The organism is Methylobacterium sp. FW306-05-D, assembly GCF_058782155.1.
In genome coordinates this window covers 34076-48678 of record NZ_JBYSXL010000001.1, presented here as the reverse complement: position 1 = coordinate 48678, position 14603 = coordinate 34076, and the positions used below count along the sequence as shown (strand labels likewise).

Here is a 14603-nt window from a genome sequence, read left to right as displayed (position 1 = left end):
CGTATCATCCCGCGAGGCTTCACACAGCCCGGGACCGATGCTTCAGACCTTCCAAGAGACGATGTCACGTCTGGCCACCCTCGACCGCGACGTCCTCGCGATCGCTTGGCTGTCCCTGCGCGTCAGCCTGACGGCCGTGGGGATAGGGCTCTGCATCGGGATTCCGGTCGGTGCGTTCCTGGCGGTGGCCAATTTTCCGGGGCGGCCGGTGCTGGTCGGGCTTCTCAACGCCTTCATGGGTCTGCCCCCGGTCATCGTCGGGCTGATGCTCTACCTCGTGCTGTCACGTTCGGGGCCACTTGGGTCCCTTGGCATCCTGTTCACCCCCGCCGCGATGGTGGCGGCCCAGGCGGTGCTGGCGACGCCGCTCGTCGCTGCGCTCACGCGGCAGGTGGTCGCTGATGCGGAGGCGCATCTCGGCGAGCAGCTGCGCTCGCTCGGCCTGTCGGCGCCGCACCGGGCACTGGCGCTGATTCATGACACCCGCTTCTCCCTGGTGACGACCGCACTCGCCGCATTTGGACGGGCGATCTCGGAGATCGGCGCCGTACTCGTCGTGGGCGGCAACATCGACGGTCACACCCGCACGATGACCACGGCGATCTCGTTGGAGACCCAAAAGGGCGACCTCAGCCTCGCCCTGGCGCTCGGGCTGGTGCTGATCGGCCTCGTCGTCCTGGTCAACGCGGTAGCGGCGGTCCTGCGCGCCCACGCCGTGCGCTCCTACGGCTGACCCGATGCCCGCGATCGAACTCGACAGCCTCACGCTGGCTCGAAACGGCACCACCATTCTCGATGGCCTGAGTGCCCGCATCCCCGCCACCGGCATCACGGCGCTGATCGGGCCGAACGGTGCGGGTAAGAGCGCCACGCTCCGGGTCATCGACGGTCTGCTCAGGCCCGATACCGGCGCGGTACGGATCATCGGCGCCGGCTTCGTCCGCCGTGCCTTCGTCTTCCAGCGGCCCGCCTTGCTGCGGGCGAGTGCCATTGCCAACGTCGCTCTCGCGCTGAAGCCCCTCGGTCTGTCGCGGGCCGAGCGGACGAGCCGCGCCCGCGCCGCGCTCGTCCGCGTCGGCCTCGGCGACCGGGCAGCGGCACCGGCGACGCGCCTTTCGGGCGGCGAGCAGCAGCGCTTGGCTTTGGCCCGCGCCTGGGCGGTCGAGCCGGACCTCCTGTTGGCCGACGAACCGACGGCCAACCTCGATCCGGGCGCCACCGAACTGGTGGAAGGCCTCATCACCGACATCGCCCGCCAGGGCGCGAAGGTGGTGCTCGTCTCCCACAATCTCGGACAGGTCACGCGGCTCGCCGCCGACGTCGTGGTGCTTGCCCGCGGGCGCGTCGTCGAAGAGGGACCGACCCGAGCGCTCCTCACTTCGCCCCAGGCCCTCGAGACGCGGGCCTACATCACCGGAGAACTCCCTTGGACATCCTTCGCCGCGGCCTCCTGACCTTCGGCCTCCTGTTCGCCCTGGGCGCCGCTTCCGGCCTGCGGGCCGAACCGGCCTCTATCGTCGTGGCCTCCACCACCTCCACCGAGCAGTCGGGGCTGTTCAAGCATCTGCTGCCCCTGTTCGAGGCGAAGTCCGGCATCGCCGTGAAGGTCGTCGCCCTCGGGACCGGCCAGGCTCTCGATGCGGCCCGTCGCGGCGACGCCGACGTGGTGCTGGTGCACGACCGCCCGGCCGAGGAGAAGTTCCTGACCGAGGGTTTCGCCACGAAGCGTTGGGATGTGATGTACAACGACTTCGTCCTGATCGGCCCGAAGACCGATCCGGCGGGCGTACGCGGCGGTGACGTCGTCGCCGCATTCGACAAGCTCGCGGCAGCCAGGGCCCCCTTCGTTTCGCGCGGCGACCGGTCCGGTACGCACAGCGCCGAGTTGCGGACCTGGAAAGAGGCGGGCGTCGACCTCGCGGCGGTCAAGGGAGATTGGTACCGCGACATCGGCCAAGGCATGGGCCCGGCGCTCAACACGGCCTCGGCCTTGAACGCCTACCTGCTGGCCGATCGCGGAACTTGGCTCTCCTTCAAGAACCGCGGCGATCTCACGATCCTCGTGGAGGGCGACAAGCGCCTGTTCAATCCCTACGGCGTGATGCTCGTCAATCCGGCCCGGCATCCGGGCGTGAAGGCCAAGGAGGGACAGGCCTTCATCGATTGGCTGGTCTCGCAGGATGGTCAAGCCGCCATCGCGAGCTACAAGATCGAGGGCAAACAGCTGTTCTTCCCCAGCGCCGGCCAGTAGCCGTACGGCACGCGAAACGACGGCCGCGCGCGATTCGAACCGGGCGGCCGTTGCAGGAAACTCAGCGGATGTCGCCCGATTGGCGCCGCCGCGCGACGTACCAGACGCCGAGCGCGATCACCGCGATCACGAGGCTGAACCAGATCCAGTTGAAATCCGTGGCCGCCGCATTGGCGGCCGAGGAGTTCGAGCCGGCCGGTCCGGTCTCTGGGATCGACGGGGCCGGATTGGTCGCTTGGGCGAGGGCTGCGCCGAGGGTCGTGGTCCAGAAGAGGACGGTGATCGCCAGGGTGCGGGGCATCGGCATCATCTCATGGGTTCCTAGTTCTCGGCCTTGCGGCCCGCGCCGTACTGGAAGGCCGGAGCTGCAGTGAGCTGCGCCTTCGTCATCCGGATCTCGGCTTCCACGGGCACGCCGCCGGCCAGGGTCGTGGCGCGATCCGCCGTCGGCTTCTTGGTCTCGTCGACGGTGCCCGTAGCCGATGTGACCCGATCGGTGTGCTTGTTCTGGACGGCGCCGAGCACCTCGCGGCTGGTGTCGGCTCCCGGCATCGTTTCGGGCGTCACCCGCGCGGCGGCTTCGGCGCTGGGTTTCGTCTCCGGCGTCGTCACCGAGGTCGGCCCGCTCGTAAGGGGGACGTCCTTCATGTTCCAAGCGACCGTGTCGTAGGCGACCGCCACAAGCTTCTCACCGATACCGAGGAAGCCGCCGACGCCGATCACCACGGCTTCGATCTTGCCGGCGTCGCCGATGAGCACGTCCTCGATCGATCCGACGCGCACGTGATCCATTCCGACCACCGGCAGGCCGATGATCTTCGAGCCGCGGATGGTGCCCGGCAGCGCCTGCACGAATCCGCTGCCGCTCTCCTGTGCTGCCGGCTGCGCAACGGCGCGGCCCTCGGTCAGGGCGGAAACGGCGAGGAAGGACAGGGCGAGGAGCAGGTCGCTCCTGCGGGGGGTCGACATGGCAGACTCCACGAAAACGGCTGGCTTCGCGGAACGCGAACGACCGCCGGACAACGCACCGGCAGCGCTGGGGGTTCAGGTCGGGCCTCCGGTTAGCCGCAAGCGATTTGACTCTCCGCCTCGGTCAGGGCTGATCTCTCCGCCTCGCCATGCTGTTCACGCATCTCTCCGACGACCTGTTCAAGCCCCTCGCCTCGCCGAGCCGGGCTTTCAATGCGGCCCTGCTGCTGCACCTGCACGGCCGTGTCTTCGGGGACACCGCCGAACCGCTGCGTAAGAGCGACCTCCTGACCGCGATCGGGGACTTCGCCGCCGATTTCGTGGACCGGGAGATCGACGACGAGAGCGCGGTGCCCGTCGAGCCAAGCGAGCGCCGCTCGGTGGTCTATCGCCGTCTTCTCGATGCCGGCTGGCTGGTCGAGCGGCGCGAGCGCTACGTCCCGGTGGTCGAATTCGACCCAGAGGCCCGAATGGTCATCGAGGAACTGGCGCGCCTCGACCGGGGGGAGCGGCGATCCTACGGCGGCGCCGTCCTCGACGTGCTGGGCAGCCTCGAGAGTGCCATCGCCAACCCGGCCGAACGCTCCGAGGCCCTCGTGAACGCGGCCAAGTCCGCGCGCACCTTCCTGAGCCATCTGCGCAGCCTCGCCGGATCGATGCGCAAGAGCGAGGAACGCATCCTGCGCGAGGCGGACCAGGGCGTCGCCCTGCGTCTGTATTTCGAGGAGTTCGTGGCACGCCACCTCGTCAGCGACTACCGGACGCTGCACACACGCTTCAATCCGTTCCGCTTCCGGTCCGGTATCGTGCGCGAGGCCGGCCGGGCCCTGCGCGATCCCCTGACCCTCCGGGCGCTGACCGATGCGGGCCTCCGGGAAGGGCGAGCCCCGGACCGTGACAGCGCCGAGCGTGCGGTCCGCAGCGACCTCGCCGAGATCTTGGCGATTTTCGAAGGGCTCGACCGCCACCTCGATGCCGTCGCGGACATCGTCGCCCGCCTCGAGCGCCGGATCGCCGCCACCCTGCGCTACCTCGACCATCGAGACTCCGACAGGATCGAACGGACCGCGGCCGCCCTGCGCGCTGTGGCGGGTGCCGCCGACGAACTCGCCGGCCTGCCCGATCCCCAGGTCTCGTATTTCCGGCCGCCGATCGGCGAGCCACACTGCTACGCGCCGCGTCTGCGCCGTGCGGCGATCGAGTCGGAGCCGTTGCCGGAAATCGAGATCGACCCCGTCATCGAAGCTTTCATCGCGGCCAAGGACGCGTTCCGCGAGCGGGTCGCGGTGACGCCCGAGCGCGTCGTGGCCTTCGTCGAGGCTCGCCTGGGGGCCGAGCGCAGCATCCGCGGATCGCAGATCCGCATCGCCAACGTCGACGACTTCGTCGTCTTCCAGCGCCTGCGCGAGATCGACGTCCTGTTCGACGGCTCCCTGCGTGGCCGCTACCGGCTCTCGCGCGTGGAGGGCCGCGTGGCGAACGGCTGGCTCGACTGTCCGGATTTCCTGCTCGAACGGGCGCCGACGCTAGGCCGGTGAGCGTGGCTGTTCGGGTCTCTGACCGGCTCTATGCTTGGTTCTGCAAATCATCACACGCCGAACTCGGATATCGATGAATCATCGTGTCGACTCCCGGCTCTTGGCAAAAGTCCAGGGCGGGTTCATGCTCGTCTCGATCTCGCGCGCAAGACGTGAGACGAAGAGCCAGAAGTTTGCGGGAGCGTTCGCCCATGACCGCCGCCAAGTGCTTGATTAAGAACGCCTGGATCGCCGCCGAAGTCGGTCGGGAGCGCTGTGAGCGGGTGCTCGTCGTCGAGACATACATCGCCGTGAGTCCCCTGGAACCGAACTACGATCCGGTCCGCTACGAAACCATCGTGGCCGAGGTCCAACGGGTCCTCGCGGCCAATCCCTCTCTCGACCGAGCCTCGATCCTCAGCATGCACCGCGACACGGCCTGCCTCTCCCTGTTTCGCGCGACGCCGGCCGTGGCCGCCTGAACACGGGTCGCGGGTGGGCCAGCAAGCCCTTGGCGCGACGTGCGGGGAGGGGCTAGAGACACCCACCGGCGCGGGCGCATTCCGCGTCCCCGGGGTCCGCCATGCTCGAAGCCTTTCGCGCCATCCTCGACGGCGAGGAGCCGCCGCCGCCCGGCGCGCGTGCGCCTTCGGAGGAAGAACTCACGCGCGCGCTCCAAGTGATGCTGAAGAGCCAGTGCGTCTATGCCGGAACGCCGGGCATCGGGCGCTCGTACGAGCTGGCCCGGCACTACGCCCCGTTCTTCCAGGCCTACTTCGCCTGCCTCGGCTACGGTTTCGAGGTGATGCATCGCGACCAGATGGTGTGCCTCCGGGTCCCGCCGGACGGCATCCGCCACGATGCCCAGGCCGAGCGCCTTCGCAAGGACGAGACCCTGGTGCTGCTCGCCCTGCGCCTCGCCTACGAGGAGGGCCTGCGGGCCCACCGGGTCACCACCGACGGCGTCGTCGAATGCACAACCGACGACATCGTCGAATCGATTCGCACCGCCACGCGCAGCGATCCGCCGGAAGAGGCGCGCCTCACCGAGATCCTGCGCCTCTTCGCCCGTAAGGGCGGCCTGCGCCTCGGCGATCGCGACAAGGTCGAGAAGATCACGCCCCTGATGATCCTTCCGGGGATCGCGGTTCTGTCGCCGGATGCCTGGATGGATCAGATCCGGGCCTGGGGCGCCGCGCGTGGAGACGAGGAAGCCTGACGGATCGGTCTGCGATCCAAAGGCCTCGCGAGAACCTTCCCCACTCGCTGGTCTCAGGCGCGAGGACCGGACACCGCTCGCCGGGATAGGGCGCCACGTCCCCAGCCCGGCATCGGCGGCGGCTTGCATCGGCGGCGCTCAGCGTCCATTCCGACACGGTCTTTTTCGTCTCGGGACCCCCAGCGCCGGCCGTGTACCGCCTCACCGACATCGTTCTCTCCAACTGGTACCTGATCCGCCGCGAGCAGATCCGGATCCGGGGCGCGGCTGCGCTGGTGGGACCGACGGGTGCAGGCAAGTCGACGATCTTCGACGCGGTCGGCACCGTGCTCGCGGGAAACAACGCCAGCCGCCTCGCCCTGAACGCGTCGGCGTCGGGCCGTAGCGCCCGGACCGTGCGAGACTACTGCCTCGGCTGGATCAGTGACCCAGCCGAGGGGGGACGCCCGACGCGCGAAGCTTGCGAGACCCTGATCGTCCTCGTGTTCGAGAACGAGGCGACGGGCCGGGTCGTCTCGGCCGGGCTCGCCCTGGCGGCGCGGGCCGAGGACAGTCGCGAGACCACCCTCTCGCGCTTCGTCCACGTCGGCCATCGCTTCGAGGTCGCCGACTATGTACGCGAGGCACCGGGCGGCAGCTTCGTCGCCCCTTGGGCCGAGATCGCCAAGGACCTGCGGACCCGCGGCGAGACCTTCGACGAATACCGCGCCTCGGGCGAACGCTTTACCGCCGAACTGCTGGGCATGCTGCGCGAGGGCGCTGCGATCCCAGAGCCGCGCCATTTCCTGCGCACCTTCTCCAACGCCGTGGCATTCAAGCCGATCTTCGATTCCTCCGCCTTCGTACGGTCCTTCGTGCTCGAGCCCGAGCCTCTCGATGTCGCGCGAATCCGGCAGTCGGTGGAGACCTGGCGGCGCCTTCTCGAGACCATCGAGGAACTGGAACGGCGCCTCTCCCATCTCGCCCGCATCCTCGGACGCTACGAGACCTGGGCGGAAGCGAGCCTCGCCTCGGCGCTCGGCGACCTGCGTGCCGCCGATGCCGATCTGCGCCGGCGCATCCTCGACAACGTCACCGCGCGCCAGGCGCTTCGTGACATCGCCGAGCGCCTGCGCATCGCCCGGGAGAGCGTCGCCACCAGCCAGGGCTTCATCCGCGAGATCGACGGCGAGATCGCCGGCAAGAAGGCACTGCTGGCCGGCAGTGCCGCCGAGGGCCGCCTCGCCGCTTCCAATGCCGGTCTGGCCATGTTGGCGCGTGACCGGCGCGACCTGGCCGCCCGTGTCGGCGAATTGGTCGGAATCGTCCTGGATGCCGGCAAGCTCGCGGTGATCGTCGGCGAGATCCGCAAGGTATCGCCCGAGGCCGCCCGCCTCGTCGAGGCCTGCGCCCGCTCCGGTCTGCGCCGGGAGGCCAATCCCGAGGAAACGCTGCGTTCCGACGGGCCTCTCGCGGCCTTGATCGGTGGCCTCGCCGGGATGCCGCCGATCGCGACGCCCCTCGAACGGGCCGCGGAGGACGCGGCTCTGCGCGCCCGCGCGTTGGAGAATGAGGCTCAAGCCCGTGCGCCGGCCCCGAATCCGGGCCGGGCGTCGGCTCCGCGCCTGTCCTCCGATGTCGGAGCCTTTCGCGAGGAACTGGCGGGACTCGGCATCGTCGCGACACCGATCTGCGAATTGGCCGAGATCACCGATCCGAAATGGGGGCAGGCCCTGGAGGGACTCCTCGGCGGTGCCCGCGAGGCGCTGGTGGTGCAGCCCGACCGCCTCAACGAGGCCTTCGCCCTTCTCGAAGCGCGCAAGAGCCAGTTCTATCGCTGCCTGCTGGTGAAGACGACGGACACGGCCCGGCGCCGCGGCGGGCGGGACGACGAGGGTCCGCTCGCACTGATCGAGACCGCGGACCCCCATGCGCAGGCTTTTCTCGGCGCGCGCCTCGGCGGCTATGACCTCGCCCCGAACGACGCTGCCCTCGCGCACATGAGCCGCGCCGTGGCGCCGAGCGGACGCTCCACCTCGGGCATGGCCTATTCGGTGGTCCGCCCGGTGCAGTTGATGATGACGCGTGGTCATCGCGGGCCGACCGCCGAGAGCCGCCAGGATTGGGAACAGGCGGTGGCCGAGGCGCGCCGGGCGCGTGCAGAAGCGGATGTCCTGTGCGAGGCCGCCCGGATCGCCGCCGCCCTGGCCCGTCGCCTGTCCGAGACCAACCTCGACCTCGCCGAGCTGCGGGCCGAGGCGGATGCGATCGAGGGCCGCCGCCGCAGCCTGACCACCGAGCGAGAGACCGTGGAGCGCGTAGGGACCGGCGTACTGGAAGCCGAACTCGCCGAGCTTGCGAAGGAGCGTTCGGCCTACCTCACCGAGCTTGTCCAGGTGCTGGAGCCGAAGCGCGACCTGCTCCTCGGCGAGGAAGCCGGGCTGAAGGCCAAGGTGGCGACGAGCCGAGAGGCGGCTCGGGCCGCACTGCAGGCGCGCCGGACCGCCTACCAGCGCTGGAGCGGCGGCGACAGTATGCGCATCCGCCTCGTCCGCCCGGACGCTTTCGACCCGCAGGGGCTGGGCACGCTGCGAGCCGAGCGTGCGGACCTTGATGCCAAGGCTTTGGCGAGCCTTGGCAACACCGCCCGCGCCCGTGCCCGGGAGGCGGCCGAGACGGCCCGGACGCAGGGGAGGGCGGCCGAGCGGGACCTTGCCGAGTACTGCGTGCAGTGGCGCGTCGAGAATCCGCTGGGTGCAGGCGATGCCCCGGCCTCGTTCGGCTATGGCTGGGCGAAGCGGGCCCACGACGAGGTGGCGGGTCACGAACTGCGGCGCTATCGCGACCAGGCGAAGCGGGCTGAGAGCGAAATGCGCCGCCTGATGATCGAGGACCTGCTGACCCGGCTCGCCGACAAGTTCGAGCGCGTTCGTGCCCGCCTCGATGCTCTGAACGAGCGCCTGTCGAGCCAGACGTTTACCGGACAGACCTATGCGTTCGAGGCAGAGGTCGACCGGCGCTACGCCGCGGTCCACGCCCTGGCCACCGAGGTCGCGCGCTCCCCCGACGCCGCCCAGGCGATCCTGCCGGACGAGGGCGGCGCGATCCCGGACGGCCCGCTCTCCGCGGCCATCGACGAGATCACGGCCCTGATCGCAGGCGAAGAGAGTGCGGCGCGGCTCGCCGATTACCGGAACTACTTCGTCTACGAGATCGGTATGCGAGACCGGGCGGGCAACCGCACGACCATGTCGAATCGGGCCCTGCGCGGGTCCGGCGGCGAGGCGCAGGCGCCGTTTTACGTGGCCATCGCCGCCTCGCTCGCGTCGGCCTACTATCCGGGCGACCGGCCGGGCGACGAGAATCCGGGGCTCGGCCTCTGTCTCCTCGACGAGGCGTTCTCGAAGCTCGACGTGCGCAACAGCCAGGCCCTCGTCGATCTCTACCAGGCCTGGGGTCTGCAACTCCTCATCGCGGCCCCGGAGGACAAGCGCACCACGTTGACGGAGGTGATGGATACCATCGTCACCGTCTACAAGAGCCCCGACCTCACCTCCGTCCGGATCGAGGCGGAGCATCCGCTGGAAGCCGCCAAGCGTGCGCTCGCGGCGATCAATCCCGAGCGCCAGGGCATCGAGGGCTTCCGGATCATCGACGCCGCCGAGTAGGGCGGCCGCGCTACCAGACCGGTTCCGGGCCGTACCAGGTGAAGTGCTTCTTGACCGGCTCGATTACCTCCCAGGTGCCGGAGAATCCGGCGGGCGTCACGAAGGCGTCGCCGGCTCTGTAGGTCTTCGATACGCCCTCCGCGTCCGTGACCGTCACGATGCCCTCGATCAACTGGATGAATTCCGCCCGGCCGAAATCGATGCGGAACTTTCCGGGCTGGCAGGTCCAGATCCCGGCCGCGAAGAGGTCGTCGGGGCTCTTGTAGATATAAATCGCCGTCTGCTTCGGTTTGCCCGACAGGATGTGCGAGCGCTCCGGCCAATAGGCGGTTTCCGTCGGCTGAACCGCCGGGAAATCGTGGGTCCTGCGCACCGGCCCCTCGCGCAGCGGGGGAGGGGCGGAAACTTGGCGCCAGGACGGCATGGTCCCGACGAGAGCCATCAGCGGCCCCGCGAACGTATGAAGCAAACGTGCGATTTCCATCCGGCACCCTGGGCAGATCTTCAGGATCAGACTCTCGGAAGCGCGTCGGATTCGCAAGTCCACCAGAGTTGCTTAGCAAGCCTTCCGCAGAGGATCGTTAATAGATTCTCAAATAAACATTTTCTAAACCCGATTGACAATATTCGGTGTCGTCACGGGATTAATCCACGATCGATCAACCGCTGGCCGTTCGTTCACAAGTTGCGCTCTCTGTCACGGCCTCGGTAATCTATGGATCGTTCTCCGCCATCACCCTGGTGCAGCGATCCTGGAGCATGTCCGGGAAAGGTGAGCGGACGGGGCATTGCGACCGGACTTTCGCCTCTGGCTCACGGATCGCCTCCATCAGCGCCGCTCGGGACCTATCCGGTCCTGCTTCAGCGTTCGCGACAGATGGGGCGGATTTTCAGAGGGATAACCGGACCGCAGCCACGACCTGGCGAGGGTCAAGTACACCGAGTGCTCTCTCGAACGACAAACGGTCGTTCAAGTGGACATCGATAAGTCATCATCCAAACGGATGATGTCACGGTATCCTAACATTTGTTAGTTAGGTATCGAACATATAGTCAAGCGATGGAAACATACAGGTCGGATTCGACATCTGCGCTTGCGTCGATTGTATTTTTTGTTCTTATTTGGTCAGCGAATTTGAATGAAGCGCACGACGTCTGTCAACGGATCGATTTCATGCAAACGAAGAGACCACGACTTAGAGTGGTCACGGGCGTTGGCGTGATCGTTTCCATCGAAGACATCGCAATTGGGAGTTCGTGAGATGGCGCAGGCCCTCAGCAGCTCGGCGGTCGTCGACCGGACTATCTTCTCGGCGGCGGAAGCGTCGGCCTCTCCGTTCCTACAGAAGCTCGACGCGTATCACGACCTGTCATCCGAGGACCGGAATGCTCTGTCGCGTCTCATGACGGCATCGAGAGATTATCCGGCCCATACCGACATTCTGCGCGAAGGAGAGCAGGTCGATGGCGTGCTGATCGTTCTCCGGGGTTTCGCTTGTCGCAACCAATTCCGTCAGAACGGTGCGCGCCAGATCACCGCCTATCTCGTACCGGGCGACCATTGCTACCTCGAGGCCGGCCTCATCAACCGGATGGATCATACGGTCAGTACGCTCTCACCCTGCCGCGTGGCACGGGTCGCGTCGGATGCGCTGCACGCCGTCGCCCGTCAGCACCCGGCCATACGCCAAGCCCTCCGGATGAGCATTCTCGTTAACGAGGCGACCTTGCGCGAGTGGATCGTCAACATTGGCTGCCGCACCGCAGCGGAGCGCATCGCGCATCTGTTCTGCGAACTCCATGTGCGACTGAGCAGCGTCGGGCTGGCGCGGGGCATGACCTATGACTTGCCACTGACGCAGAGCGACATCGCCGTGACGGTCGGATTGTCGAACGTCCACGTCAACCGTTCACTTCAGGCCTTGCGGCGACAGCGCCTCATCGCGCTCTCCGGGCGCCGGCTGACCATCCTCGACTGGTCGCGCCTCAGCGAACTGGCGGAATTCAATCCGAGCTACCTGCAACTCGGGCAGCCGACCCTGGATGGCTGAGGCGCACCGGAGCGGCAGCTGCCGCCCCGGCGCACCGCTGCCGCTCAGGATCTGAGGGTAGACTGGGGGTCGACGGTGCCGGTTTCGGTCTCCGATTGGTCGTCCGACGCCTCCTCGAATGCCTGTATCCAAGCCGCACGGTCCTCGCTTCCCTCGGCGTAGGGGCAGCTCTCGCGCTGCTTGCCATAGAGGCGGGCATTCCGGCCCTTGATGAATGGGCTGTCGCTCGCGGTCGCTCCGTCGCTCATGTGTGCTGTCCCGATGATTGCGCGGCATGGAATGATCCGGGTTGGGTCAGTTTCGCCGCCGTGTCGCGGGTCAACCCGAAGCGCTCCGGTCTGGTTCATCCTGTCGGGACCATACTGGCGCGATCGTGCGGGGCGCTCTCACGCGCCGCGCGGGTGGCCGAGCGCGACGGCGCGGCGCAGGATGCGGGACAGGTCCTCCACCGAGTAGGGCTTGCGCAGCAATTCGAACCCGTGCGTGCCCTGCTCGGCGATGACGTGGCTGTATCCTGAAGCCAGGACGACCGGTAGCCCGGGGTGACGGGTCTGGATCGCCTGTCCCAGGTCGATCCCGTTCATGCCCGGCATCACCACGTCGGAAAAAATCACGTCGAAGGCGCTCTCCGCCGCCTCGAGCACTTGAAGGGCCTGCTCCGCATCGGTGACCCAGCGGGTGACGTAGCCGAGTTCCTGGAGCGCTTGGGTGGCGAAGGCGCCGACCTCGAGATTGTCCTCGACCACCAGCACGCGCGTTCCGTGGCCGTCGGCCAGAATGGCCGGTTCCGGCAGATCCGCCTGAGGCGCCACCGCGCCGCGGTTTCGCGGCAGGAAGAGGGTGAAGGTGGTGCCGTACCCGAGGGTACTGTCCACCACGACCTCGCCCCCGGACTGCTTGGCGAAGCCGAAGACCTGCGACAGGCCGAGGCCGGTACCTTGACCGACCCCCTTCGTGGTGAAGAACGGCTCGAAGATCCGGTCCAACACCTCTGGCGGAATGCCCGAGCCCGTGTCGGAAACCGAGACAGCGACGAAGTCGCCACGGATCCGAGGATGCGCCCGGACAGCCGGGATCGCGAGCGCCCGGGTCACCCGAATTCGAAGGCGGCCCTCGCCATCCATGGCATCGCGGGCATTCACGACCATGTTGACGAGGGCGGTGTCGAACTGGCTTGGGTCGGCGTCGACGAGGTAGGTCAGCGGCGTTCCATCTGGGGCGAGACTCGGATCGATCTCGGTCTCTACCTGGATACGGGCGCCCGTGAGGGTACCCACCATATCGGCCACCGAGGCGACGCTCCGTGCCACGTCGAAGACTTCGGGGCTGAGGGCCTGACGTCGCGCGAAGGCGAGGAGTTGGCCGGTCAGCTTGGCGGCCCGGGAGACCGTATCGGAAATCGCCCCGATGTAGCGCTGGCGGCGCTCCTCCGGCAGATCCGGCCGCTTCAGGAGATCGGTCGAGGATTTGATGACCGTCAGGAGGTTGTTGAAGTCGTGAGCGATGCCACCCGTGAGCTGGCCCACCGCCTCGAGCTTCTGCGACTGGCGCAATTGCTCCTCCAGCAGCTTCCGCTCGGTGACGTCGCGGCCGGCGGCGTAGAAATGGTCTCCTTGAGGGATCGCGTTCCACGAGATCCAGCGTACGCCGCCGTCGGCCGTTCGCATACGGACATCGATGTTGTCGATGACGTTGCCCTTGGCCAGGCGCGTGAAGGCTTCGGTCGCTGCCGGAATGTCGTCCGGATGCAGATGGGCATCGAACCGCGAACCGGTGAGGACGTTCGCAGGCCAGCCCAACATCTCCGACCAGGCCGGGTTTACCGCCCGATAGATGCCGTCGAAACCGCAGATCACGAGAAGGTCGCGACTGGCGCGCCAGACGAGGTCGCGCTCGGTCGTCCGGTCTCGCGCCGTGGTGCGCAGCAGGGTCTCGGCCTCGCGCCGCTCGGTGATGTCGTTGAAAAGAATTGCGACGCGGTGCTGGACCGGCTCGCCTACGCGCAGGGCATGGACGTCGAACCAGCGTCCGAGGGCAACCGCGCCGCTCTCGAACCGCACGGGCCTGCCGGTCAGGGCGACTTCGCCGTAGATCTCGAGCCAGCGCGGTTCGAGATTCGGGATCACCTGGCTGACCCAGCAGCCGACCACCTCACCGAGACCGGCCTGGCGTTCGAAGGCCGGGTTGACCTCAAGGAAGCGATAGTCGACGGGACGGCCGCCGGAATCGAACCGCATCTCGACGATGCAGAATCCGGCATCGATGGCATCGAACAATGTCCGGTAGCGCGCCTCGCTCTCGGCGAGCTTGCCCTCCTCCGTGCGGAAGCGGGTGACGTCGAGTTGGCTACCGAAGAAGTAGATCAGCCGTCCGTCAGGGGCGAAGACGGGGCTGACGTAGAGTTCGTTGCGAAACGCGCTCCCGTCACGATGATAATTGACGATCTCCACGACGACGTCGCGCCGGGCCGCGATGGCGTCGCGGACCCGCGCGACTTCGGCGGGGTCGGTCCCGCTCCCCTGGAGGAAACGGCAATTGCGCCCCAGCAATTCTACCGCGCCGTAGCCGCAGAGATCCTGGAAGGCGCGGTTGGCGAAGACGATGGGATTATCCGGCAGGTTCGGATCGGTGATGATCATCGGCATGCGGGTCTTCTCCGCTGCCGTGAACAGGAGGTCAGCGCTCGCGGCCGAGGTCCGCTGGCCCGGATTGGGCGCATGGATCATGGCGTCGCGCTGCGCTCGCAGCGCTGCTATCTCCGCCTGGAGTTCCAATTCTTTCAGACGAAGCCGTGCGCGTGCGTCGTCCATGACCCCCCGTGTCGTCTCGAACGGAACGCGTCGCAGCCGGAGCCACCGGCCCCGCGTCGCGATTCGTGCCGCGTGACGCCTCCCTAACCGACGTCCGTCGGTCCGTCGATGACGGGCTGTGCCGATGAACCGATCCACA

Annotated in this window: 13 protein-coding genes; 8 read left to right on the top strand and 5 right to left on the bottom strand. The window is 67.6% G+C overall.

Annotation, left to right across the window (positions count from 1 at the left end; genetic code table 11):
* Nucleotides 1-37: 37 nt before the first annotated feature.
* From AC3WLN_RS00215 to AC3WLN_RS00205, 3 genes are read left to right on the top strand one after another with little or no spacing between them, the layout of a single operon-like run.
* Nucleotides 38-733 carry an ABC transporter permease gene (locus AC3WLN_RS00215; RefSeq protein ID WP_492478829.1) on the top strand — a complete coding sequence of 232 codons (696 nt, stop codon included), beginning with the start codon at nucleotides 38-40 and terminating at the stop codon, nucleotides 731-733.
* Between the two features lie 4 nt (nucleotides 734-737).
* Nucleotides 738-1454 (top strand): ABC transporter ATP-binding protein, encoded by a 717-nt coding sequence (locus tag AC3WLN_RS00210; RefSeq protein WP_492478827.1) that lies wholly within the window; start codon nucleotides 738-740, stop codon nucleotides 1452-1454.
* A complete protein-coding gene (locus AC3WLN_RS00205) occupies nucleotides 1427-2251 on the top strand; it encodes an ABC transporter substrate-binding protein (RefSeq protein ID WP_492478824.1) in 825 nt (274 codons plus the stop codon). The genes AC3WLN_RS00210 and AC3WLN_RS00205 overlap by 28 nt, the downstream gene beginning before the upstream one ends.
* Nucleotides 2252-2312: 61 nt before the next feature.
* Here AC3WLN_RS00205 and AC3WLN_RS00200 read toward each other — a convergent pair whose 3' ends face one another.
* Nucleotides 2313-2561, bottom strand: a complete 249-nt coding sequence (locus AC3WLN_RS00200) for a hypothetical protein (protein ID WP_492478823.1) — start codon at nucleotides 2559-2561, stop codon at nucleotides 2313-2315.
* Between the two features lie 11 nt (nucleotides 2562-2572).
* Complete coding sequence (locus AC3WLN_RS00195; protein ID WP_492478822.1) at nucleotides 2573-3220, bottom strand: PRC-barrel domain-containing protein; 648 nt, start codon at nucleotides 3218-3220, stop codon at nucleotides 2573-2575.
* Nucleotides 3221-3369: 149 nt separating this feature from the next.
* Between AC3WLN_RS00195 and AC3WLN_RS00190 the strand changes: the two genes are divergently transcribed.
* The 4 genes from AC3WLN_RS00190 to AC3WLN_RS00175 all read left to right on the top strand — a co-directional run bounded on the left by AC3WLN_RS00190 (nucleotide 3370) and on the right by AC3WLN_RS00175 (nucleotide 9603).
* Complete coding sequence (locus AC3WLN_RS00190) at nucleotides 3370-4758, top strand: Wadjet anti-phage system protein JetA family protein (RefSeq protein ID WP_492478821.1); 1389 nt, start codon at nucleotides 3370-3372, stop codon at nucleotides 4756-4758.
* Nucleotides 4759-4949: 191 nt separating this feature from the next.
* Nucleotides 4950-5219 (top strand): hypothetical protein, encoded by a 270-nt coding sequence (locus AC3WLN_RS00185; protein WP_463769848.1) that lies wholly within the window; start codon nucleotides 4950-4952, stop codon nucleotides 5217-5219.
* Between the two features lie 101 nt (nucleotides 5220-5320).
* Nucleotides 5321-5956 (top strand): DUF4194 domain-containing protein, encoded by a 636-nt coding sequence (locus tag AC3WLN_RS00180; RefSeq protein ID WP_492478819.1) that lies wholly within the window; start codon nucleotides 5321-5323, stop codon nucleotides 5954-5956.
* Nucleotides 5957-6147: 191 nt separating this feature from the next.
* Nucleotides 6148-9603 (top strand): SbcC/MukB-like Walker B domain-containing protein, encoded by a 3456-nt coding sequence (locus AC3WLN_RS00175; RefSeq protein WP_492478818.1) that lies wholly within the window; start codon nucleotides 6148-6150, stop codon nucleotides 9601-9603.
* 10 nt (nucleotides 9604-9613) lie between these two features.
* Here AC3WLN_RS00175 and AC3WLN_RS00170 read toward each other — a convergent pair whose 3' ends face one another.
* Entirely contained in the window at nucleotides 9614-10072 is a 459-nt protein-coding gene (locus tag AC3WLN_RS00170) for a cupin domain-containing protein (RefSeq protein WP_492478817.1), read from the bottom strand.
* A gap of 793 nt (nucleotides 10073-10865) precedes the next feature.
* On the opposite strand from AC3WLN_RS00170, the gene AC3WLN_RS00165 reads away from it, so the two are divergent.
* Nucleotides 10866-11654: a Crp/Fnr family transcriptional regulator gene (locus AC3WLN_RS00165; protein WP_492478816.1), complete on the top strand. Its 789-nt coding sequence runs from the start codon at nucleotides 10866-10868 to the stop codon at nucleotides 11652-11654.
* Nucleotides 11655-11698: 44 nt separating this feature from the next.
* Here the strand turns inward: AC3WLN_RS00165 and AC3WLN_RS00160 are convergent, their stop codons facing one another.
* Nucleotides 11699-11902, bottom strand: coding sequence for a ribosome modulation factor (locus AC3WLN_RS00160; protein WP_492478815.1), 204 nt, complete (start codon nucleotides 11900-11902; stop codon nucleotides 11699-11701).
* A gap of 138 nt (nucleotides 11903-12040) precedes the next feature.
* A complete protein-coding gene (locus tag AC3WLN_RS00155) occupies nucleotides 12041-14464 on the bottom strand; it encodes a PAS domain S-box protein (RefSeq protein WP_492478814.1) in 2424 nt (807 codons plus the stop codon).
* Between the last annotated feature and the right edge of the window lie 139 nt (nucleotides 14465-14603).

Bases quoted from the DNA above. Each gene is read 5' to 3' on its own strand.
- AC3WLN_RS00195 (WP_492478822.1), bottom strand. From the start codon at position 3,220: ATGTCGACCCCCCGCAGGAGCGACCTGCTCCTCGCCCTGTCCTTCCTC.
- AC3WLN_RS00190 (WP_492478821.1), top strand. From the start codon at position 3,370: ATGCTGTTCACGCATCTCTCCGACGACCTGTTCAAGCCCCTCGCCTCG.
- AC3WLN_RS00155 (WP_492478814.1), bottom strand. From the start codon at position 14,464: ATGGACGACGCACGCGCACGGCTTCGTCTGAAAGAATTGGAACTCCAG.
- AC3WLN_RS00200 (WP_492478823.1), bottom strand. From the start codon at position 2,561: ATGATGCCGATGCCCCGCACCCTGGCGATCACCGTCCTCTTCTGGACC.
- AC3WLN_RS00215 (WP_492478829.1), top strand. From the start codon at position 38: ATGCTTCAGACCTTCCAAGAGACGATGTCACGTCTGGCCACCCTCGAC.
- AC3WLN_RS00165 (WP_492478816.1), top strand. From the start codon at position 10,866: ATGGCGCAGGCCCTCAGCAGCTCGGCGGTCGTCGACCGGACTATCTTC.
- AC3WLN_RS00160 (WP_492478815.1), bottom strand. From the start codon at position 11,902: ATGAGCGACGGAGCGACCGCGAGCGACAGCCCATTCATCAAGGGCCGG.
- AC3WLN_RS00210 (WP_492478827.1), top strand. From the start codon at position 738: ATGCCCGCGATCGAACTCGACAGCCTCACGCTGGCTCGAAACGGCACC.
- AC3WLN_RS00180 (WP_492478819.1), top strand. From the start codon at position 5,321: ATGCTCGAAGCCTTTCGCGCCATCCTCGACGGCGAGGAGCCGCCGCCG.
- AC3WLN_RS00185 (WP_463769848.1), top strand. From the start codon at position 4,950: ATGACCGCCGCCAAGTGCTTGATTAAGAACGCCTGGATCGCCGCCGAA.